Genomic DNA, 20,128 nt, shown 5'->3' with positions numbered 1-20,128 from the left:
CATCAGCCGTCGCCCCCTCGTATCCTGCGAGGGTACGCCCGAGCCGGCACCCGCCTCCCCGGCCCCGCTGCCGGACGCCTGTTTCCGCTGCCGGACGCCTGTTTCCGCTGCCGGACGCCTGTTTCTGCTGCCGGACGCCCAAGCCCCCTGCCGGGGACGATGGTTCGGCTCAGCCGCCGTTGGTCGGCCGGTACGGGGAGGTCCGCCGCGCCGGGACGGACGTGTTACGCAGCCCGTCCACCGCGTCGATGAAGCCCGGTCCCATCGCGGCACGGGCCTGCACCGCCGGATGGGTGGCGCCGAAGTTGTCCGGGTCGGCCTGTCCGTCGGCGAACAGGACGTAGGTCAGCACCGGGGCGCCGGCCGGATCGAAAATGAGGCCGGCCTCGTGGCGGGCGTCGCCGAACCAGCCCGCCTTGGTCGCGATCCGGGCGCGCTCGGCCGAGGACATGGTGCGGCGGATCCCGTCGTTGAACGCGATCGGGGCGCGGAGCTGGTTCAGCAGGAAAGTGGTCGAGGTGGCGGAGAGCAGGGTCCCCCGGACCAGCGCCTGGAGCAGGTCGTGGGTCTCCCGGGCGGTGCTGGTGCCGAGGAAGAACCGGTTCGGGTTCGCGACCGGCTCGACCTGGGTCTTCGGGAAACCCTTGGCGACCAGGATCTGGTTGAGTTCGGCGGCCGGGCAGACCAGCCCGCAGAGCCGGACGGCGGTGTCGTCCGAGACGGTGAGCAGCGCGGCGAGCGCGTGGCCCAGGGTCACCGAACTGGGGTAGGCACCGTCCAGGCTGAAGATGCCGTCGCCGCCCGGGACCACGATCGCCGAGGTGACCTCGACCCGCTGGTCCAGGGTGAGCAGACCCCGGTCGACCTTGTCGAGTACGGCGGTGGCGACCGCGATCTTGTTGACGCTGTACGCCTCGACCACCGTGTCCGCGTTCTCCCGGACGGCGGGTTGCGGGGTGGGACCACCTCCGCTTGCCACGCTGATGTACGTGTACCAGTTGCCGCCGGCCCGTTCCTTCGCCCGCCGGTACAGCGCCGCGACCTGGTTCGCCCGCAACAGGGAGGACTCCGAGGCTCCTCCTCCGGTGCTCGGTGCGGCCGTCGCCGGAGTGGCGAGTCCGAACACCACACCGGCGGTGGCGGCGGTGCCGACACCGAGTGCCGTCCTGCGATTCAGCGTGTTTCCCACGTCGTGCCCCCCAAAGAGACCGTTTCGCAGCCCGGCGTCCCCGTGCGAGTCGTCGACACGCGGCAGTTGCCAGAACTGCGGCTTGTTGATCGACAACCCTAGGCGAATCTGTCCCGGTTCGCGCCTCGGCGCGGGCCCAGCGACGGATCGGAGACGTGTCTGTGTATCGCCTGTGTACCGCTGCGGCGGTGCACCCGGAGTCAGGTGCCGGGGGCGCCGTCGCGGTCGCGGGTGGCCTTGAGGTAGTCACGGTTGAGCCGCCCGATGCTGGTCAGCGGGATCCCCTTCGGACAGACCGCGGTGCACTCGCCGATGTTGGTGCAGCCGCCGAAGCCGGCCGCGTCGTGCGCGTCGACCATCCCGACGACCCGGGTGGACCGCTCCGGCTGGCCCTGTGGCAGCAGGCTCAGGTGGGTCACCTTCGCCGCGGTGAAGAGCATCGCCGAGCCGTTCGGACAGGCCGCGACGCAGGCGCCGCAGCCGATGCAGGCGGCCGACTCGAAGGCCGCGTCCGCGTCCGACTTGCGGACCAGTTGGGCGTGCGCCTCCGGGGCGCTACCGGCCGGCGCGGTGATGTAGCCGCCGGCCGCGATGATCTGGTCGAAGGCGGTCCGGTCCACGACGAGGTCCTTGACCACCGGGAACGCCCTGGCCCGCCAGGGTTCGATGTCGATCGTCTGGCCGTCGGAGAAGTGGCGCATGTGGAGCTGGCAGGCGGTGGTGGCCCGCTCCGGCCCGTGCGCGACGCCGTTGATGACCATCCCGCAGGCGCCGCAGATGCCTTCGCGGCAGTCGTGGTCGAAGGCGACCGGCTCCTCGCCGTCGAGGGTGAGCCGTTCGTTGAGCACGTCCAGCATCTCGAGGAACGACATGTCGGGGGAGACGTCCGGAACGGGGTAGCTCACCATCCGGCCGGGGTCGTCCGGCCCGGACTGCCGCCAGATCCTCAGGGTGAGGTTCACTTGTAACTCCGCTGGGTGGGGTGTACGTACTCGAAGTCCAGGTCTTCCTTGTGCAGCACCGGTGGCCGGTCCGCGCCGGTGAACTCCCAGGCGGCCACGTAGCTGAACCGGTCGTCGTCGCGTTGCGCCTCGCCGTCGGGGGTCTGGCTCTCCGCCCGGAAGTGCCCGCCGGCCGACTCGGTCCGGTGCAGCGCGTCGACGCACATCAGCTCGGCCAGTTCGAAGAAGTCGGCGACCCGGCCAGCCTTCTCCAACGCCTGGTTGAGCCCCTCGCCGTCGCCGGGGACCCGGACCCGCTGCCAGAACTGCTCGCGGAGGCTGCGGATCTCGGCGAGTGCCTTGCGCAGCCCGGTGTCGCTGCGTTCCATTCCACAGTGGTCCCACATGATCTGGCCCAGCTCGCGGTGGAACGAGTCGACGGTCCGGTCACCGTTGCAGGCGAGTAGTCGGGCGAGCCGGTCGGCGACGTCGTTCCGGGCCGCCGCCACCTCCGGGTGGTCGTCGGTCAGCGGCTCGAACGGGCCGGCGGAGAGGTAGTCGGCGATGGTGCTCGGCAGCACGAAGTAGCCGTCGGCCAGGCCCTGCATCAGTGCCGAGGCGCCGAGCCGGTTGGCGCCGTGGTCGGAGAAGTTCGCCTCGCCGATGACGAACAGTCCGGGAATTGTCGACTCGAGGTCGTAGTCGACCCACAGGCCGCCCATCGTGTAGTGCACCGCCGGATAGATCCGCATCGGCACCTCGTACGGGTCCTCGCCGGTGATCCGCTGGTACATCTCGAAGAGGTTGCCGTACCGGTCGGCGATGGTGGACCGGCCGAGCCGGCCGATCGCGTCGGCGAAGTCGAGGTAGACGCCGAGCCCGGTCGCGCCGACGCCCCGACCAGAGTCGCAGACTCCCTTGGCCGCCCGGGAGGCGATGTCCCGGGGGACCAGGTTGCCGAAGGACGGGTACATCCGCTCCAGGAAGTAGTCCCGTTCGTCCTCCGGGATCTCCCGCGGCGGGCGGTCGTCGCCGGCCCGCTGCGGCACCCAGACCCGGCCGTCGTTGCGCAGCGACTCGCTCATCAGGGTCAGCTTCGACTGGTGGTCGCCGGAGACCGGGATGCAGGTCGGATGGATCTGCGTGTAGCAGGGGTTGGCGAACAACGCCCCCTTGCGGTGCGCCCGCCAGGTGGCGGTCACGTTGCAGCCCTTGGCGTTGGTGGAGAGGTAGAAGACGTTGCCGTACCCGCCGGAGGCGAGCACGACCGCGTCGGCGTACTCGGTGGTTATCTCGCCGCTGACCAGGTCGCGGACCACGATGCCCCGGGCCCGGCCGTCGACCACGATCAGTTCCAGCATCTCGTGCCGGCTGTACATCTCCACCCGGCCCAGCCCGATCTGCCGCTCCAGCGCCTGGTACGCCCCGAGCAGCAACTGCTGGCCCGTCTGGCCCCGGGCGTAGAAGGTCCGCTGCACCTGGGCGCCGCCGAACGAGCGGGTGTCGAGCAGGCCGCCGTACTCCCGGGCGAACGGGACGCCCTGGGCCACGGCCTGGTCGATGATCTCCACCGAGACCTCGGCGAGCCGCCGTACGTTCGACTCCCGGGACCGGAAGTCGCCGCCCTTGACGGTGTCGTAGAAGAGCCGCTGGATCGAGTCGCCGTCGTTGCGGTAGTTCTTGGCCGCGTTGATGCCGCCCTGGGCGGCGATCGAGTGGGCCCGGCGCGGGCTGTCCTGGTAACAGTAGGACTTGACCCGGTAGCCCAGCTCGCCGAGGGTGGCGGCGGCCGAGCCGCCGGCCAGCCCGGTGCCGACCACGATCACCGTGAGCTTGCGCCGGTTGGCCGGGTTGACCAGCTTGGCGCCGAACCGGCGGCGCTGCCAGCGGGTCTCGATCGGCCCGTCCGGGGCCTTGGTGTCGGCGATCGGCTCGCCGTGGGTGAAGAGTTCCATTTCTCAGCGCACCAATCCGGCGATCACGGCGAAGGGGACGACCAGGTAGCCAGCGCAGAGCGCGACGCTGAAGCCGAGGGCGACGGCCCGGGCCCGCCGCTCGCCCCGGGGAGTCTGCTGGCCGAGGCTGCGGAACGCACTGAACATCCCGTGCCGCAGGTGGAAGCCGAGCGTCACGATCGCGACGACGTAGAACAGGGTCACGTACCAGCGCTCGGGCGCGAAGTCGGCGGCGACGTTCGCGTACGGCCGGCGCGGGTCGCCGACCGGGTTCAGGTCACCCGTGGTCAGGTCCAGCAGGTGGTAGACGACGAAGAGCGCGATGATCACGCCGCCCCAGCGCATGGTCCGGGCCGCGTAGCTGCCCTGCACCTTGGGCCGGTGCGCGTACCGGACGGGCCGGGCGGCCCGGGCCCTGCGGGCCAGTACGGTCGCCGACCAGATGTGCGCCACCAGGGCGATGCCGAGCACCGACCGCTGGATCCACAGGTACCAGGTGTCCGGCAGTACGGGGGAGCCGATCGTCCGCAGCCAGTGCGCGTAGTGGTCGAACGACGTGGCGCCGACGAAGATCTTGAGGTTGCCGAGCATGTGGGCGATGAGGAAGAGCACCAGGAGGATGCCCGTCACCGCCATCACGGCTTTCAGGCCGATGCTGGATCGGATCGGCGACCGCGTGCCTACTGCTGTCACCCGATAAACGCTAGGAGACCTCTGATTAGTCGTCCAATGCATCGAAGGCGCAGTGTCCATAGCCGTAAGCTATGTAGGTGCAGCTTCACCAGTTGAGGTACTTCGTGGCGGTGGCCGAAACCCGGCATTTCACCCATGCGGCGGACATTGTCGGCATCACCCAGCCCTCGTTGAGTAAGCAGATTCACGTCCTGGAGTCGGATCTCGGCGCGCCCCTGTTCGAGCGGGTGCGCGGAAACATCGGCCTGACGGCGGCCGGCGAGGTGCTGCTGCCGCTCGCCAAGCGGATCCTCGCCGACGTCGACACCGCCCGGCGGGAGGTCCAGGAACTCGTCGGGGTACGCCGGGGCCGGGTGCGGCTCGGCGCCACCCCGAGCCTCGCCACCTCGCTGGCCCCGGCGGTGCTGCGCCGGTTCCGGGACCTCCATCCGAACGTCGACCTGCGGGTCGAGGAGAGCGGCTCGCAGGACCTGGTCCGCGACCTGCTGCGCGGCGAACTCGACCTGGCGTTGATCATCCAGCCGGGGCTCGGGCCCGACCCCGCGCTGCGGGCCGAGCCGATCCTCCGGGACAACCTGGTGGTCGCCTCCCTGCATCCGTTGCCGATGACCGATCCGACCGGCGTGATCCGGCTCACCGACCTGCGCGACCAGCCGCTGGTGATGTTCCGGCAGGGCTACGACCTGCGCGACGCCACCATCGCGGCCTGCCGGGAGGCGGGCTTCGAACCGTCGCTCGCGGTGGACGGCGGCGAGATGGACGCGGTGCTCAGCTTCGTCGAGGCGGGACTCGGCGTCGCCCTGGTGCCGGGCATCGTGGTGGCCCGGCGCCCGCAACTGTGGGTCACCCCGCTCGCCCCGCCCGGGGTGCACCGGACGATCGCGCTGGCCCGACGGCGGGAGGCGGAGCCGACCCATGCCGCGCGGGCGTTCCGACGGATCCTGCTGGACTACGTCCGTACCGCCGCCGAGAACTCGACCCTGCCGGCCGGGGTCACCCCCTACTGACCCAGTCGCTGCCGGGCGAGGAACCGGGGCACGACCATCCGCCACGCGTCGGTCACCAACTCGGTCATGTACCCGTGGTCGAGCCGGGCCAGCCGACAGCACACCCAGTGGAAGCGCAGGTCGGACGCGGACGGCAGGAAGAAGAGGTCCGGCTCGGCGACGACGAGCGCGGCACGTTCCTCCTTCGGGTAGCCGAAGCCCATCGTCGTCTCGTCCCGGGAGAACGCGACGTAGACGATGGAGCCGATCCGGAACTTGACCCGGTCACGGATCAGGTGCTCGGTGGTTCGCGGCAGCGTACGCGCCAGTGCTCGTACCTCGGCGACGGTGACCATGCCCGCACGGTAGTCCGGGGGACCGACGGTCTCCGTCGACGGCGTATTGACCTCAAGTCCGCTTGACGTCCGAGACTTGGCGCGTCAAGGAAGCGGCCGTCGACGCGCAGCCCCGCCGTCGCGGTACCGGAGCCGGAGGTGGTCAGGCATGCGGGTGATCGAGGTGGCGCGGTTCGGTGGACCGGAGGTGCTCGTGCCGGCGGAGGCCGCCGAGCCGGTGGCCGGAGCCGGCGAGGTGGTGGTCGCGGTCGAGGTGGCCGAGGTGCTGTGGCTGGAGACGATGGTACGCGGCGGGCACGGCGGCGAGCGGTTTCCGGTGCGGCCGCCGTACCGGCCGGGAGTGGGAGTTGCCGGTACCGTCGCGGCCGTCGGCCCGGGCGTGGATCCGGGCTGGGTCGGCCGGCGGATCGTCGCCGGCACCGGCCACCAGGGCGGGTACGCCGAACGGGCGGTCGTGCCGGCAGACGGCCTGGTGGCCGTACCCGACGCGGTCGACCCGCGGAACGCGGCGGCGGTCCTGCATGACGGCGTCACGGCGCTGGCAATCGCCGACATCGTTCAGATCACCGCGGGGGACCGGGTACTGGTGACCGCGGCCGGTGGTGGCATGGGCGCCATCCTGGTCCAGCTCGCCGCCGCGGCCGGTGCCACGGTGGTGGCCGCCGCCCGGGGCACCGCCAAGCTCGACCGGATCGGCGAACTCGGCGCCGACGTGTTGGTCGACTACTCCACGTCGGACTGGACCGACCGGGTCTGGAACGCGACCGGAGGTCTCGACGTGGTCCTGGACGGCGCCGGTGGTGACTACGGGCGCGCCGCGTTCGACCTGCTCGGGCCCGGCGGCCGGTTCTCGGCGCACGGCACTCCCGCTGGCGCGTTCGCCACCGCCGATCCGGAGCTGGCGAAGGCCCGGGACATCACCGCGACCGGCATCGCGGACATCCAGCTCGGCCCGGAGCAGTTCCGTGGCTACCTGGTGCGGGCGCTCGACGACGTGGCGGCGGGTCGGATCACCCCACTGATCGGCCAGACCTTCCCGCTGGAGCGGGCCGCCGACGCCCACGCCGCGATCGAGAACCGCACCGCGGTGGGCAAGACGCTGCTGCTGGTCTGAGCGGACACCGGTGCAGGTCTGAGCCGGCCCCGGTACAGGTCTGAGCCGGCCCCGGTCGGGTCGGGGAGGGCGGATCAGAAGACGGTGCCGACGTCGCGGGCCAGCACGTCGTCGAGGCAGCGCTCGGCGAGGGCGGCGATGGTCAGCGCCGGGTTGCAGGCCGCGGTGGAGCCGGGGATCAGGGCACCGTCCACGACGTACAGCCCGGGGTAGCCGGCCACCCGGCCGAAGCCGTCGCAGGCCCGGCCGAGGACCGCACCGCCGAGCGGATGAAACGTGTACGACTCCAGCCCGCTCAGGTCGAGCAGCCCGTACGGCGCGGCGGCGGCCAGCGAGAGAAGGCCGTCGAGTACGCCGATCCCGGTCGGCGGCGGCACCGGGCCGGGAGCGGTCGACGCGGTGACCAACTGTCGCAGGGTGGCCCGGATCGCCCGCTGGGCGGCGAGGTCACCGTCGGGCGGCCAGATCAGCCGGACGTCGTCGGTCAACGGTACGTACTCGAAGCGGCCGACCGGAGCGCAGATCCCGAATCCGGGTACCGGCATCGCGTGGGTCTCCACCGGAAACGGCGCCGGACCGAACTCGATCGAGACGGCGTTGTCCGGGTCGTCCCAGCGCATGATGGCGACGCTTGTCGGACCGCCCTGGTACGCCCCGGTCGGCTCGGGCACCAGCGCCCGCAGGTAGATCCGCGAGCCGTTGTTGCCCCAGTGCCGGCCGACCTGGTCGGACAGCCCCGGCAACGCCCCGCTGTCCCGGGCCCGGACCAGCATCCGGGAGGTACCCATCGAGCCCGCGGCGAGGAACAGCGCGTCGCCGGTGAGCACCACGTGCTCCAGCAGGTTGCCGTCGGCGTCGATGTGGCGGGCGCGGACGACGTACCGGCCCTGCGCGTCGGTCGACACGTCGGTCACCACGTGAAGCGGCCTGACCTCGGCCAACCCGCTCGCCTCGGCCCAGGCCAGGTAGTTGCGGTCCACCGAGGTGCGCGCCCCGCTGTTGATCCCGGTCAGATACTCGCCGATCGACGCCGACGGCACCGCGTCGCCGGCCAGCTCGGTCCGGACCACGGACCAGTCGCACGCCTCGTCGATCCGGCCCGCCGGCAGTCCGGCCCGACGCGCCTGATCGAGGAAGAGCCGGGTGCCGGCGTACCGCTGATGGGCCAGTACGTCGTCCGGGATGGCGCCGACCCCGATCCGGGAGCGGGCCCGAGGGTAGTAGCGGTCGTTCATCTCCTGGTAGTCGACCTCGGCGGGCATCACCCGGTTGAACACCGCCTCGGCGGGTTGCAGCATCACGCCGTCGACCAGGGACAGACCGCCGACCCCGGCACCGGTGATCACGTTCATGCCCTGCCCGACGATCTTCTCGAACAGTCCCGCGTACGGCCGGTACACCGCTGGTGGCATGCCCGGGTAGACCGGCGTCGGCGTGAACCACGACGACCTGCGGTCGGGGCTCAGGAACGGCGGGAAGGTGTCTCCGGCCGGGGTGATCGGCCAGCGCCGGCCCCGCTCCAGCACGACACTGCGTACGCCGGCCTCGGCCAGCCGGTACGCGGCGATCGCTCCGCCGTACCCGCTGCCGATCACGATCACGCGGTGCCGCTCCTCGACGGTACGGGCGGCGGCCAGCCCGGCGGCAGCGGCGGCGACGCCCGCGCCGAGGCCCAGGAAGTCCCGGCGGGTGAGGTCGACAGCCACGAGCGTCCCCGTCCAGTAGTAGGAAGGCGGCGGCGAGGGCGGGCCCTCGTGCTGAGAAACAGTGTGACCCGTCGATGGGTACCCCGCACGGCGAGGCGAAAGCCGTGGACCGTGGACGGTTCCGGCTCATGGCTGGGCCCGGTGCTGCCCCGCGAGTTCGGATGCCGTCGTACCGCATCGCGGGCAGCACCGGGACCTCGGGCCATCGTCGCGGGTGCGGGACAGCAAGGACCGGTCCGGTGCTGGTGCTCCGCCCGGCCGCCTGCACGGCCTTCACGGCGTCGGTGAAGAGGGGGAACGCCCCGGCGTAGTGTCCTGAGTCGGGAATCCTGTCCGGGTACCCGGACAGGTCAGCTATCGGGCGAGGTGTCCGAGGACCTCGTCCGCGCTCTCGCTACACACGTACGGCCTGGGACCGCCGGCTGGATGGCGATCCGGGTGGGCCTCAGCGGCGAGATCGCGGACGGATCGGTGGACGCCTCGGCGGATATCTCTGTCCGTCATCTTCGCCGCCGGGATGGCCGCTCAGGAAGGAAGACATGATCGATCAGCAGATGGTCGACCAGCGGTGGTTGCAGGCGGCAATCGACATGTCCCGACTCTGCCCCGCCACGGTCAGCGCCTATGCGGTCGGCGCGATCATCGTCGACCCCGACGGAGCCGAGTTGGCCCGGGGATACTCCCGGGAGACCGGTCCGTTCGTGCACGCCGAACAGCAGGCGCTGGCCAAGCTCGACGGCACCGTGCCGGACCTGTCCGGCACCACCATGTACTCCTCGCTGGAGCCATGCACCACCCGCGGTTCCTTCCACCGCACGTGCACCGAACTGATCATTGAGGCACGGATCCGTCGGGTCGTCGTCGCGATGCGGGAACCGCCGGTCTTCGCGGACTGCGTCGGCATCGAACTCCTCCGGGCGGCCGGCATCGAGGTAACCGAGATGTCGGAGTTCGCCGGGCAGGTCAATGCCATCAACGCCGCCGTTGTGGAGGCGGGCACCTCGCGGGCGAGCGGGCGCGACGCGCGGGCTCACACCGATCGGAGGGTTGTCGCCGGACCGGTCTGCCACGATGATCGTCGTTCGTGAACCGGGCCCTCGAACTGACCACGCACATACTGGTTGCGACCCTGCTGGCGATCAAACTGGTCGACATAGTCCTGGGGGTGAAGTTCCGGAGCCGTTTCCTCCGGCAACTCGCCGCCGAGCCGGAAGGACGCGTCCGGTTCTACCGCAACTTCATCCTCGTCTCCTGGGTCACGGCGGCCTTCGTTCCGGCGATCGCGTTCGCCAGCGCCGACCTGTCGGCCACCGACCTCGGCTGGGCCTGGCCGAGCGGCGACGGCCTCGACTACCTGTTGGCGTCGTACGTGCTGCTGCTGATCGGCGTCGGCGGCCTGCGGGCCCGCAGCCGGATGCGCCGGGGACACGTGCTTCCCGGCAGGGCCGGAACGGCCCCGCTGGTGCCGCAGAACACGCGGGAGCGGCGGCTGGCCATCCTGGTCTCGGTCACGGCCGGCGTCACCGAGGAGGCGGTCTTCCGTGGCCTGTTCATCGGGGTCGGCACCCAGCTCTACGATCTGCCGCTGGCACTGGTGGTGCTGGCCAGCCTTGCGCTGTTCGTCGCGGCGCACGCCTATCAGGGCCGGCGCGGGCTGCTCGGAATCACCTTGATCGGCAGTATGTTCACCGCCGTCTACCTGGTCTCGGGCAGCCTGCTGCTGGCGATCGTGGTGCACCTCTGCCAGGACCTGGTGGCGCTGCTGCTGGTCCCGGCCCATCCGACGGTGCCTGAGCCCACGGCCAACTCTGGCACCGGCAGCCACGGCACCGGCAGTCCTGGCACCGGCAGCCACGGCACCGGCAGTCCCGGCACCGGCACCCACGGCACCGGGGCCGTCGGCGAGGCTGGAGGGAACGAGCGGGACACGCAGGTGACGACGACCGACAACGTGACGCCGACGGAGCAGGTCGCGGTCCAGCCGGCCGTACTACCCGGGGTACGGGCGCCGTTTCCCGGCTGACACCTCGGAACGTGCCGAACCGGGGATCGCGGAGAACACCTGACCGATCGCGTTCTGCGTCGATTCCGGATCGATCCAAATCGCCCGACCTCGTGGATCCGGGGTGAGCCACCCTGTCACGTCGTCGTCGGGAAGCAGTGCCGATGTTCCAGTCTGACCCAGTGGTCCGCCTCGTCCAACCCGTACCTCCACCGGCCGGCGCCGCGCAAAATGTCGGTGCTCCGAGTCAGGATCGTACGGACGGTGGACGCCGCTATCGGTCCCCGACAATATGAGGACCCGATCTCGGGGAGGTCTGAGCATGGCGGACGATGACGGATGGTCCATGATGGACTGGCGATCCTGGTCGGAGCTGGTCGAGGTCCGGGCCCGGCTCGCGGCTGGCGCCGACCCCGACGGGGACGTACGCGGCCAGGGTGGTCCACTGCACGTGGCGGCCGAGCGGGGCTCCGCCGACGTGGTCGCGGAACTGGCGGGCCTCGTCGAGGACGTCGACGCGGAACACGACGGCCGCACCGCGTTGTGGATCGCCGTCCAGGCGGACAAGCCCGAGAACGCCCGAGCGCTCGTGGCGGCCGGGGCGGACCCGTGGCGGCCGATGATGGCCGGATGGTCGCCGGGACGGCTGAGCCTGGCCAGCCGGACGCCGGACCTGTTTCCCGTCCCGCCCGGGGTCCCCGGTCTCTCGCCGGCCGAGTCCGCCGCCGCCACCGAGGCCCACCGCCTGCTCGACGCGCTCGGCGACTTCTACTATGACGGCCTGAGCCTGTGCTGCGTGGCCGGAATCGACGCGGCCGAGGCCGTACGGCGGCTGGACGCCACGGTCATCGAGACCGACGATCCGGTGTCCATCCTGGAAAATCTGTCCGACCGCTCGTTGGACGAAGATGCGCTGTTGACCGTCGGTGTCACCGACGTACCGGGCGGCTGCGTCGTCAGCCAGCCGTGGGCGTACGGGGCGTCGACACCGGTGGTGGCCCAACGGCTGTCGACGGGGACGGTCTGCTACGCGATGTACGCCAACCCGAAGAGCGGCAACCAGGGCAGCATCGGCAGGAACGGCGTCATCGAGGGCTGGGACCTGCACCCCGGCGGTGGATGGTCCGGCGCCGACGAGTCAGCCGACGAGATCCTCCGCACGTACCTGTTCCGGTACCGGGCCATCGCCTACTGCTGCGCGTACGCCGGCCTGCGACTGACCGACGCTCGCCCGGTCACCGGGCCGCCCGACCGGTGGGTCGAACTGCCGTCCGGCGACTACTGGTCGTAGCGGGAGCTGCCGTTCGGTCAGGAGATGGTCCTCGGGCCGGTGGTGCCCGTCACCTGCCACCCAATGTCCGGCTGGTTGTGCACGACGTAGGTCAGCCGGGTGGCACCGTCGCAGGCGACGAAGCCGTGGATCGCGACCCGCACCTCGTGGTCGTCGCCGACCACCTCGCCGAGGGTGATCAGGATGCCGCCGTCCTTGACCTCTGGGCAGAGGGTTCCCTCCCGGAAGGCGGCGTCCTGATCGGCGATGAACACCACCTGGCCCATCCCCGCCAATGCGTTCGTGATGTGCTGCTGGACCTTCGGGGCGATCGGAATGCCACGCTCCGGCTGGTCGGGAAGATCGCTGGCGCCCGGCTGGGCCCGGTCGAGCACATAGAAGGTGCCGAAGGACCCCTCGGGAAAGGAGTTGTCCCGGGGCGTGCCGAGGTACGTGCGCACGACCTGCGCGTACACCTCGGCCTTCTTGACGTCGCCGGCCGGCAGCTCCGCGGCCGCCGTTTCTGCGACGGCGGCCGTGGTTCCGCCTCCGGCGGCGCAGCCCGCCGTGCCCAGCACCGCAACGGCGACCGCTCCGGCAACAATCGCGAGTACAGGTCTCCGCCGCATCCAAGCGCCCCCGAACCGTAGCCCGAACCACCGTCGGCGCTCAGACGGGCGGTGACCCGTCGCGGTTCCGCCTACAGCACCTGGGAGAGGAACTGCTGGAGACGCCCGCTGCGCGGTGCCTCGAAGAGTTCGGCGGGCGGCCCGGCCTCGACCACCCGGCCACGGTCCATGAAGACGACCTGGTCCGCGACCTGCCGGGCGAAACCCATCTCGTGGGTGACGACCACCATGGTCATCCCCTGCGCCGCCAGGTCCGCCATCAGCGACAGCACACCCTTGACGAGTTCCGGGTCGAGCGCCGACGTCGCCTCGTCGAAGAGCATCACCCGGGGCGACATCGCCAACGCCCGAGCGATGGCCACCCGCTGCTGCTGACCGCCGGAGAGCCGACCGGGCCGGGCATCGGCCTTGTGCCGCAGGCCGACAACGTCGAGGTGGTGCAGCGCCAACTCGGTCGCCTCGTCCCGGGAGAGCCTTTTGAGTTGCCGCAGCGCGAGGGTGACGTTCCGCAGCACCGTCATGTGCGGGAACAGGTTGAACTGCTGGAAGACCATGCCGATCCGCTGGCGCAGCGCGTCGGGGTCCTGGTCCAGCACGCTCACGCCGTCGAGCAGGATGTCGCCCTGGTCGGGTTCCAGCAGCCGGTTGATCGTCCGCAGCAATGTGGACTTCCCCGACCCCGACGGGCCGATCACGCAGGCGGTCTCGCCGCGTCCGACCTCGAGGTCGATGCCGCGCAGGACCTGGTTGCGTCCGAAGGCCAGGTGTACGTCCCGGGTCGCCACGCTGACCGACTCGTAGCCGGTGCCGGTCACTGCCGTTGCCACCCCGCTCGACTGGCTACGCTCAGGCATGCGACGCCCCTTTCCCGGTGGCGGGTAGCGCCGTCTCGCCGGCCAGCGCCACCGGATCGTCGGAATCGGAATCGGAATCGGCGTCCGGCCCGCCGCCGGCCCGCCCGTCCCGCAGCCGCCGGTCGACCCAGTTGACCAGGTGGGTCAGCGGCACCGTGATGGCCAGATAGAACAGCCCGGCGAGCAGCAGCGCCGACTCGTTGCCCGTGTTGGCGGCATAGTCCTGGCCGATCCGGAACAGCTCCCGTTGACTGGCGACCAGGCCGAGGAAGTACACCAGGCTGGAGTCCTTGATCAGGGCGATCAGCTGGTTGACCCAGGCCGGCAGGACCCGGCGTACGCCCTGCGGAATGATCACCAGGCGCATGGCGGCACCGTGGGAGAGCCCCAACGCCCGGGTCGCCTCCAGTTGGCTGGCCTCCACACTCTGGATACCGGACCGGAAGATCTCCCCGATGTACGCCGCCGCGATCAGCGACAGCGCCAGGATGCCCAACGGGTACGGGTTGGGGCCCCACCAGGTGAGCCCGAGGGGCGCCAACCCGACCCCGATCAGCAGGATGGTGACGGCCGCCGGCAGGCCCCGGAACACGTCCGTGTAGATCCGGGCCGGCCAGCGCAGCCAGCGGGTCCGGGACAGGCCGGCGATGGCCAGGAGCATGCCGAGCAGCGTTCCCAGGATGGCCGAGATGAGGGCCAGTAACAGGGTGTTGCGCAGGCCGACCGTCAGCATCTCGGGCAGCGCCTCGCGCATCGACTCCAGGTCGAAGAACGTTTCCCACAACGTTCTCAGGGTTTCCATCGCCTCGCCTTTGGTCGTCTCGGAACCGTCCGTCGGCCGTCCGCCTCAGTTGTCGGCCGGCTCGGTTGTCGGCCGGGCTCGGGCGTCAGCCGGCGGGGGTGGCCGTCGGGGACGCGGAGGTACCGGCCGGGCCGGCCGATCCGGCCTTGACCGGCGGGTACGCCACCGTGCCGCTACCCGGCTTGAAGGTCTCCGGGATCGGCCGCCCGGGGTAGTACTGGTCCTGGAGCCGGGTCCAGGTGCCGTCCTCGATCACCTGGTCGAGCCCCTTGTCCAGCGCCTCGCGCAGCGCGTCGCTTCCCTTGGCCACCACGAACGCGGTCGGGGCCGAGCTGAGCTGCTTCTCGACGAGGACGATCTTTCCGCCGCTGTCCTGTGCGGACTTCTCGCCGATCTCCGCCGGTGCGATCCAGGCGTCCGCGGTCTTGGCCTTGAGCTGGTTGATCGCGCCGTTGTAGTCCGGCACCCGGACCGGGTCCAGCCCTTCCTTGGTCGCGTAGTCGTCCTGCACGGTGCCCTGCACCACGACCACACGCTTGCCCTTCAACTCGGCGAAGCTCCTGATCGGCGAGCCGGCCGGTACGTCGAGGCCGAAGTAGCCGAAGTCGTACCCGTTGCCGAAGTCCACGGTCTTCTTCCGGGCCTCGGTGATGGTGACCGACGAACTGCCGGCGTCGAACTTGTGGTTGTTGACCTGCGAGAGCAGCGCCGAGAAGTCCGTCCCGACGAACTCGACCTTCAGTCCGAGCTTGCCGGCGACGGCGGTCATCAGGTCATTGTCGAATCCGGTGAACTTGCCGTCCTTCAGGTACACGTTCGGCGGGGCGTCGGTCAGGGTGCCGACCCGCAGCGTTCCGGGCTGCAGCAGGTCGTACGGGTTCTCGGCCACGTCACCGGACGGCGAGGCACCGCCGCAGGCGGCAGCGGCACCCAGCAGCGCGAGGGCGGCGACTCCGGAGAGCAGGCGGGCAGAAACAGCGGTGATACGCATGTGTGGAAACTCCATGAAATATCCGGCGGCAGGTACGCCGACGGCTGCCACGGCCGGCGAACGGCACGGCCGGCGAACGGCACGGGCAGCGACGACGGAGCCGCCTGGAAGGGTGGTTACGAGAGCGGTCGGATACGCCGACCGGCGGCTGCGGTCAGTCCTGGCCGGGACAGAGCATGGTGCTGGTCCGGCAGAGATCCACATGTCGACGCCACCGATGCCAGGTGACGTGCAGCCGGCTGGTCCGCTCGGCACACGACGTACGCACTACAGGTACCTCCATCGATCCTGGCGGTAGCACCCGCACCCACGGTCGGGGGGTTGCTGCGACGTCAACGAGCCAGGTCTCTCGGTCGCTCTGGATGGCCGGACCCGAGCATAACGACCCCGGCACCGGACACCCACCAATCCGGCCCCGCCTGTGGCGCGGGCCACGCGGGAGGGGGCGTTACGTGTTAGGAAGGGCCCCTTCTTCTACAGAAAGCGATAAGAAGGGGCCCTTCCTTACACCCCTGACTACCCCTCGGCGAGGTCCATGGCGCGGTAGATGCGCTGTTCGGAGATCGGGTACGGGGTGCCGAGCGCCTGGGCGAAGACGTTGACCCGGAGTTCCTCGATCATCCAGCGGATGTGTCGTACGGCGTCGTCGTCGCGGCGGGCCGGGGGGAGGGCGGCGAGCATGTCCCGGTACTCCTGCTGGACCTGCTCGATCCGAGCCTGTTGTTCCCGGTCGCGTTGCGGGTTCTGGGGGAGCCGGTCGAGGCGTCGCTCGATGGCGGTCAGGTAGCGGGGCAGGTCGGCGAGGCGGGCGTGACCGGTTTCGGTGACGAAGCCCCGGTGCACCAGGGCGGATAGCTGGGCCCGGATGTCGGTGAGCGCCGCGACCAGAGGCAGGCTGTTGGTCCGGGTCAGCCGCTGCTCGACCCCGTAGGCGCTGGCCAGTACCCGGCGTACCCGCTCGACCACCTCGATCGTGGTGTCGACCAGATCCGCCCGGACCCGGTCCCGCAGCGCGGTGAAGCCGTCGGCGTCCCAGGCCGGGCCACCCGCGTCGGCGATCAGCTTGTCGACGGCCGCGTCGGCGGCGTCGTCGAGCAGGTCCTGCACGTTGCGGTGCGGGTTGCGGCTCAGCGCCAGTTTGGCCTCGTTGGAGAGCCGGCCCTGGAGGAACTTCGCCGGTGCGGCCAGGCCGAGCCGGAGCAGACGCCGGGTGCCGGCCCACATCTGGGTGCGCTGCTCGGCCTCGGACGCGAAGACCCGTACCGCGACGCTGTCGCCCTCGTCCACCAGCGCCGGATAGGCGGTGACCAGGTAGCCGGCCCGGTTCTGCTCGATGGAGCGGGGCAGGGTGCCGAGGCTCCATTCCCGCAGGCCCTGCCGTTCCACGTCGGGTGCGGCGGCGGCCACCATTCTGCGTACCTGGGTGGTGAGTTGGCGTTGCAGCGCCGGCAGGTCCTTGCCCTCGGCGACGGTCTTCTGCTCGTCACCGATCACCCGGAAGGTGGGTCGCAGGTGCGCCGGCAGCCGGTCGGTGTCCCAGGCGTCCCGGGGAACCAGGACGCCGGTCATCCGGCGCAGTTCCCGGGCCAGCGCGTCGAGCAGTGGCTCCCGGCCGGGTGTGATCGCGGCCAGCGCCGCCCGCGCATAGTCCGGCACCGGGACGAAGTTCCGGCGTACGGCCTTCGGCAGCGACCGGATCAGTGCGATGACCAACTCTTCGCGCAGCCCCGGTACCTGCCAGTCGAAGTCCTCGGCGGTCACCTGGTTGAGCATCGGCAGCGGGATGTCGATGGTCACGCCGTCGGTCTCGGTCCCCGGTTCGAACCGGTACGTCAGCGGCAGCGCCACCCCTTCCGAATGCCATTCGTCGGGGTAGTCCGCCGCGTCGACGCCGCCCTTGCCCTGGTTGACCAGCATCTGCCGGTCGAAGGTGAGCAGCTCGGGCTGGTCCCGGCGGGCCCGTTTCCACCAGGCGTCGAAGTGCCGGCCGGAGACGACGTCGGCGGGCAGTCGCTGGTCGTAGAAGGTGAACAGGGTTTCGTCGTCGACCAGGATGTCCCGGCGCCGGGCCCGGTGCTCCAGTTCCTCGACCTCGTCAAGCAGCGCCCGGTTGTCGTGGAAGAACCGGTGCGGGGTCTGCCAGTCGCCTTCCACCAGCGCGTGCCGGATGAACAGTTCGCGGGACAGCGCCGGGTCGATCCGGCCGAAGTTGACCTTGCGACCGGCGACCAGCGGGATGCCGTACAGGGTGACCTTCTCGTACGCCACGACGGCGGCCTGCTTCTTCTCCCAGTGCGGCTCGCTGTAGCTGCGTTTGACCAGGTGCTGAGCCAGTGCCTCGACCCATTCCGGCTCGACCCGCCCGGCGACCCGGCCCCACAGCCGGGACGTCTCGACCAGTTCGGCCGCCATCACCCAGCGCGGCGGCCGGCGGAACAGTGCCGAGCCGGGGAAGAGGCCGAAGCGGGCGCCCCGGGCGCCGAGATACTCGTTCTTCTGGGCGTCCTTCAGGCCGACGTGCGAGAGCAGCCCGGCGAGGAGTGACTGGTGGATCCGATCCGTGTCGACATCGTTGGCCGGCTGCTCGGCTCCGCCGTCCGCGCTGTCGTCCGCTCGCCGCTGGTTGCCGCCGCGCCTGCCGTCGCCCGGCTGTCCGTCGGTTCGGCCGGGCCGTCCGTCCGTGGGCCGTCCGTCCGTGGGCCGTCCGTCCGTGGGCCGTCCGTCCGTGGGCCGTCCGTCCGTGGGCCGTCCGTCCGTGGGCCGTCCGTCCGTGGGCCGTCCGTCCGTGGGCCGTCCGTCCGTGGGCCGGGCGGCCATGCCGCGCAGTACCTGCCGGAGCTGGCTGTTGATGTCCTGCCACTCCCGGACCCGCAGGTAATTGAGGTACTCGGCCTTGCACATCCGGCGGAACGCGCTGGACGACAACTCCTTCTGCTGGTCCTTGAGGTACCGCCACAGGTTGAGCAGCGCCGCGAAGTCCGACTCCTTGTCGGTGAACCGGGCGTGTGCCTGGTCGGCCTGCGCCTGCTTGTCGGCGGGCCGCTCCCGGGGGTCCTGGATGGACAGCGCGGCGGCGATCACCATCACCTCGGTGGCGCAGCCGTTCCGCTCGCCCTCCAATACCATCCGGGCCAGCCGGGGATCCACCGGTAGCTGGGCCAGTTGGCGGCCCAGTGGAGTCAGCCGACGGACGGATTCGTTCCCGGTCGTCGCCTCCAGCGCGCCCAACTCCTGCAACAGGGCGACCCCGTCGGCGACGTTGCGCCGGTCCGGCGGGTCGATGAACGGGAACGCGGCGATGTCGCCCAGTCCGATGGCCGTCATCTGGAGGATGACCGAGGCGAGGTTGGTCCGGAGGATTTCCGGGTCGGTGAACTCGGGGCGGCCGAGGAAGTCCGGTTCGTCGTACAGCCGGACACAGATCCCGTCCGAGGTACGCCCGCAGCGTCCCTTGCGCTGGTTCGCCGACGCCTGCGAGACCGGCTCGATCGGCAGCCGCTGCACCTTCAGCCGGTGGCTGTACCGGGATATCCGGGCGGTGCCGGGGTCTACGACGTACTTGATTCCGGGCACCGTCAGCGAGGTCTCGGCGACGTTGGTGGCCAGTACCACCCGGCGGGCCTGGTGCGCCTGGAAGACCCGGTGCTGCTCGGCGGTGGAGAGCCGGGCGTAGAGCGGCAGGATCTCCGTCCCGCGTAACCTCGGCCGGTTCTGCACCAGCTTGGCCAGGGCGTCGGCGGTGTCCCGGATCTCCCGCTCTCCGCTGAGGAAGACCAGGATGTCGCCGGGACCTTCGGCGGCCAGTTCCTCCACCGCGTCGCCGATCGCCTGGATCTGGTCCCGGACGTTGTCCGAATCGTCGTTGGAGTCGTCGGAGTCGTCCGAGTCCGCCGCCTCGACCAGCGGCCGGTAGCGGACCTCGACCGGGTACGTCCGGCCGGAGACCTCGACGACCGGCGCCGGTTCGGCGTCGGTCCCGAAGTGCCGGGCGAATCGGTCCGGGTCGATCGTCGCCGAGGTGATGATCACCTTGAGGTCCGGCCGGCGGGGAAGCAGCTGCCGGAGGTACCCGAGGATGAAGTCGATGTTGAGGCTGCGCTCGTGCGCCTCGTCGATGATCAGCGTGTCGTACTGCCGGAGCATCCGGTCCTGCTGAAGCTCGGCGAGCAGGATTCCGTCGGTCATCAGCTTGACCAGCGTCCCGTCGCCGACCTGGTCGGTGAACCGGACCTTGTACCCGACCGCCCCGCCCAGTTCGGTGCCGAGTTCGTCGGCGATCCGGTCGGCCACGGTCCGGGCGGCCAGACGTCGCGGCTGGGTGTGCCCGATCAGGCCACGTACTCCCCGGCCCAGTTCGAGGCAGATCTTGGGTAGCTGGGTGGTCTTGCCGGATCCGGTCTCGCCCGCCACGATCACCACCTGGTGGTCCCGGATCGCGGCCAGCAGGTCGTCCTTCTTCTCGCTGACCGGCAGCCCCGCCGGATACGTGATCACCGGCACGGCGGTCCGGCGGCGGGTCAGTCGCTGCTCCGCCGAGGCAACCTCGGTGGCGATCTCGGCGGTGGCGGCCTCGCGTCGGTGTGGGTCGCGGATCTTGGGTATCCCGTCGATCCGCCGCTGGATGCGGCGCTGGTCCCGGA

The 20,128-nt window shown here is 70.7% G+C and carries 16 protein-coding genes, 2 pseudogenes and 1 riboswitch; of the genes and pseudogenes, 5 read left to right on the top strand and 13 right to left on the bottom strand.

Annotated features, from left to right (window positions below; all coding sequences use genetic code 11):
- Positions 1 to 169: 169 nt before the first annotated feature.
- The 4 genes from I0C86_RS07480 to I0C86_RS07465 all read right to left on the bottom strand — a co-directional run bounded on the left by I0C86_RS07480 (position 170) and on the right by I0C86_RS07465 (position 4,820).
- Positions 170 to 1,189: a serine hydrolase gene (locus tag I0C86_RS07480; RefSeq protein ID WP_196200476.1), complete on the bottom strand. Its 1,020-nt coding sequence runs from the start codon at positions 1,187 to 1,189 to the stop codon at positions 170 to 172.
- A 200-nt stretch (positions 1,190 to 1,389) separates the two neighbouring features.
- The gene (locus I0C86_RS07475; RefSeq protein ID WP_196200475.1) at positions 1,390 to 2,151 is read right to left on the bottom strand and encodes a succinate dehydrogenase/fumarate reductase iron-sulfur subunit; all 762 of its coding nucleotides are present in this window, start codon (positions 2,149 to 2,151) and stop codon (positions 1,390 to 1,392) included.
- The gene (locus tag I0C86_RS07470; RefSeq protein ID WP_196200474.1) at positions 2,148 to 4,085 is read right to left on the bottom strand and encodes a fumarate reductase/succinate dehydrogenase flavoprotein subunit; all 1,938 of its coding nucleotides are present in this window, start codon (positions 4,083 to 4,085) and stop codon (positions 2,148 to 2,150) included. Before I0C86_RS07470 ends, I0C86_RS07475 begins: the two co-directional genes overlap by 4 nt.
- A gap of 3 nt (positions 4,086 to 4,088) precedes the next feature.
- Positions 4,089 to 4,820 carry a succinate dehydrogenase cytochrome b subunit gene (locus I0C86_RS07465; RefSeq protein WP_196200473.1) on the bottom strand — a complete coding sequence of 244 codons (732 nt, stop codon included), beginning with the start codon at positions 4,818 to 4,820 and terminating at the stop codon, positions 4,089 to 4,091.
- A 35-nt stretch (positions 4,821 to 4,855) separates the two neighbouring features.
- Here I0C86_RS07465 and I0C86_RS07460 point away from each other — a divergent pair, with 35 nt between their 5' ends.
- Positions 4,856 to 5,785 carry a LysR family transcriptional regulator gene (locus tag I0C86_RS07460; RefSeq protein WP_196200472.1) on the top strand — a complete coding sequence of 310 codons (930 nt, stop codon included), beginning with the start codon at positions 4,856 to 4,858 and terminating at the stop codon, positions 5,783 to 5,785.
- Here I0C86_RS07460 and I0C86_RS07455 read toward each other — a convergent pair.
- On the bottom strand, positions 5,779 to 6,120 hold the full coding sequence (locus tag I0C86_RS07455; RefSeq protein ID WP_196200471.1) for an MmcQ/YjbR family DNA-binding protein: 342 nt from the start codon (positions 6,118 to 6,120) through the stop codon (positions 5,779 to 5,781). The two genes, I0C86_RS07460 and I0C86_RS07455, sit on opposite strands and share 7 nt — an antisense overlap.
- A gap of 148 nt (positions 6,121 to 6,268) precedes the next feature.
- Between I0C86_RS07455 and I0C86_RS07450 the strand changes: the two genes are divergently transcribed.
- Positions 6,269 to 7,234, top strand: coding sequence for a zinc-binding dehydrogenase (locus I0C86_RS07450; protein WP_196200470.1), 966 nt, complete (start codon positions 6,269 to 6,271; stop codon positions 7,232 to 7,234).
- A gap of 74 nt (positions 7,235 to 7,308) precedes the next feature.
- Here the strand turns inward: I0C86_RS07450 and I0C86_RS07445 are convergent, their stop codons facing one another.
- On the bottom strand, positions 7,309 to 8,940 hold the full coding sequence (locus I0C86_RS07445; protein WP_196200469.1) for a GMC oxidoreductase: 1,632 nt from the start codon (positions 8,938 to 8,940) through the stop codon (positions 7,309 to 7,311).
- A 542-nt stretch (positions 8,941 to 9,482) separates the two neighbouring features.
- Between I0C86_RS07445 and I0C86_RS07440 the strand changes: the two genes are divergently transcribed.
- The 3 genes from I0C86_RS07440 (at position 9,483) to I0C86_RS07430 (ending at position 12,233) form a co-directional block, all read left to right on the top strand.
- Positions 9,483 to 10,028 (top strand): deaminase, encoded by a 546-nt coding sequence (locus I0C86_RS07440; protein ID WP_407676275.1) that lies wholly within the window; start codon positions 9,483 to 9,485, stop codon positions 10,026 to 10,028.
- The gene (locus I0C86_RS44910; protein ID WP_196200467.1) at positions 10,025 to 10,963 is read left to right on the top strand and encodes a CPBP family intramembrane glutamic endopeptidase; all 939 of its coding nucleotides are present in this window, start codon (positions 10,025 to 10,027) and stop codon (positions 10,961 to 10,963) included. The genes I0C86_RS07440 and I0C86_RS44910 overlap by 4 nt, the downstream gene beginning before the upstream one ends.
- A gap of 301 nt (positions 10,964 to 11,264) precedes the next feature.
- Positions 11,265 to 12,233 (top strand): ankyrin repeat domain-containing protein, encoded by a 969-nt coding sequence (locus tag I0C86_RS07430; RefSeq protein ID WP_196200466.1) that lies wholly within the window; start codon positions 11,265 to 11,267, stop codon positions 12,231 to 12,233.
- A 17-nt stretch (positions 12,234 to 12,250) separates the two neighbouring features.
- Here I0C86_RS07430 and I0C86_RS07425 read toward each other — a convergent pair whose 3' ends face one another.
- The 7 genes and pseudogenes from I0C86_RS07425 to hrpA (I0C86_RS44900) form a co-directional block, all read right to left on the bottom strand.
- Positions 12,251 to 12,841, bottom strand: a complete 591-nt coding sequence (locus tag I0C86_RS07425; RefSeq protein WP_196200465.1) for a hypothetical protein — start codon at positions 12,839 to 12,841, stop codon at positions 12,251 to 12,253.
- A gap of 71 nt (positions 12,842 to 12,912) precedes the next feature.
- Complete coding sequence (locus I0C86_RS07420; RefSeq protein WP_196200464.1) at positions 12,913 to 13,695, bottom strand: amino acid ABC transporter ATP-binding protein; 783 nt, start codon at positions 13,693 to 13,695, stop codon at positions 12,913 to 12,915.
- Positions 13,688 to 14,497: an amino acid ABC transporter permease gene (locus tag I0C86_RS07415; RefSeq protein WP_196200463.1), complete on the bottom strand. Its 810-nt coding sequence runs from the start codon at positions 14,495 to 14,497 to the stop codon at positions 13,688 to 13,690. Before I0C86_RS07415 ends, I0C86_RS07420 begins: the two co-directional genes overlap by 8 nt.
- Positions 14,498 to 14,582: 85 nt before the next feature.
- Complete coding sequence (locus I0C86_RS07410) at positions 14,583 to 15,488, bottom strand: ABC transporter substrate-binding protein (protein ID WP_196200462.1); 906 nt, start codon at positions 15,486 to 15,488, stop codon at positions 14,583 to 14,585.
- 154 nt (positions 15,489 to 15,642) lie between these two features.
- Positions 15,643 to 15,771, bottom strand: coding sequence for a hypothetical protein (locus I0C86_RS44375; RefSeq protein ID WP_255527635.1), 129 nt, complete (start codon positions 15,769 to 15,771; stop codon positions 15,643 to 15,645).
- Positions 15,765 to 15,857: riboswitch (SAM riboswitch) on the bottom strand. It overlaps the preceding gene by 7 nt.
- A gap of 147 nt (positions 15,858 to 16,004) precedes the next feature.
- Positions 16,005 to 18,206: pseudogene (hrpA, locus tag I0C86_RS44905) on the bottom strand (ATP-dependent RNA helicase HrpA); the annotation flags it as partial.
- A gap of 102 nt (positions 18,207 to 18,308) precedes the next feature.
- Positions 18,309 to 20,128 (bottom strand): annotated as a pseudogene (gene hrpA / locus I0C86_RS44900) (ATP-dependent RNA helicase HrpA); the annotation flags it as partial.

The sequence above is a fragment of the Plantactinospora alkalitolerans genome (genome assembly GCF_015690345.1).
GTDB classification, from domain to species: Bacteria; Actinomycetota; Actinomycetes; order Mycobacteriales; family Micromonosporaceae; genus Plantactinospora; species Plantactinospora alkalitolerans.
This window is presented reverse-complemented; position numbering and strand designations above follow the sequence as displayed.

Coding starts and splice junctions, on each gene's coding strand:
- I0C86_RS07425 (WP_196200465.1), bottom strand. CDS start 12,841: ATGCGGCGGAGACCTGTACTCGCGATTGTTGCCGGAGCGGTCGCCGTT.
- I0C86_RS07415 (WP_196200463.1), bottom strand. CDS start 14,497: ATGGAAACCCTGAGAACGTTGTGGGAAACGTTCTTCGACCTGGAGTCG.
- I0C86_RS07455 (WP_196200471.1), bottom strand. CDS start 6,120: ATGGTCACCGTCGCCGAGGTACGAGCACTGGCGCGTACGCTGCCGCGA.
- I0C86_RS07410 (WP_196200462.1), bottom strand. CDS start 15,488: ATGCGTATCACCGCTGTTTCTGCCCGCCTGCTCTCCGGAGTCGCCGCC.
- I0C86_RS07470 (WP_196200474.1), bottom strand. CDS start 4,085: ATGGAACTCTTCACCCACGGCGAGCCGATCGCCGACACCAAGGCCCCG.
- I0C86_RS07420 (WP_196200464.1), bottom strand. CDS start 13,695: ATGCCTGAGCGTAGCCAGTCGAGCGGGGTGGCAACGGCAGTGACCGGC.
- I0C86_RS07430 (WP_196200466.1), top strand. CDS start 11,265: ATGGCGGACGATGACGGATGGTCCATGATGGACTGGCGATCCTGGTCG.
- I0C86_RS07450 (WP_196200470.1), top strand. CDS start 6,269: ATGCGGGTGATCGAGGTGGCGCGGTTCGGTGGACCGGAGGTGCTCGTG.
- I0C86_RS44375 (WP_255527635.1), bottom strand. CDS start 15,771: ATGGAGGTACCTGTAGTGCGTACGTCGTGTGCCGAGCGGACCAGCCGG.
- I0C86_RS07465 (WP_196200473.1), bottom strand. CDS start 4,820: ATGCATTGGACGACTAATCAGAGGTCTCCTAGCGTTTATCGGGTGACA.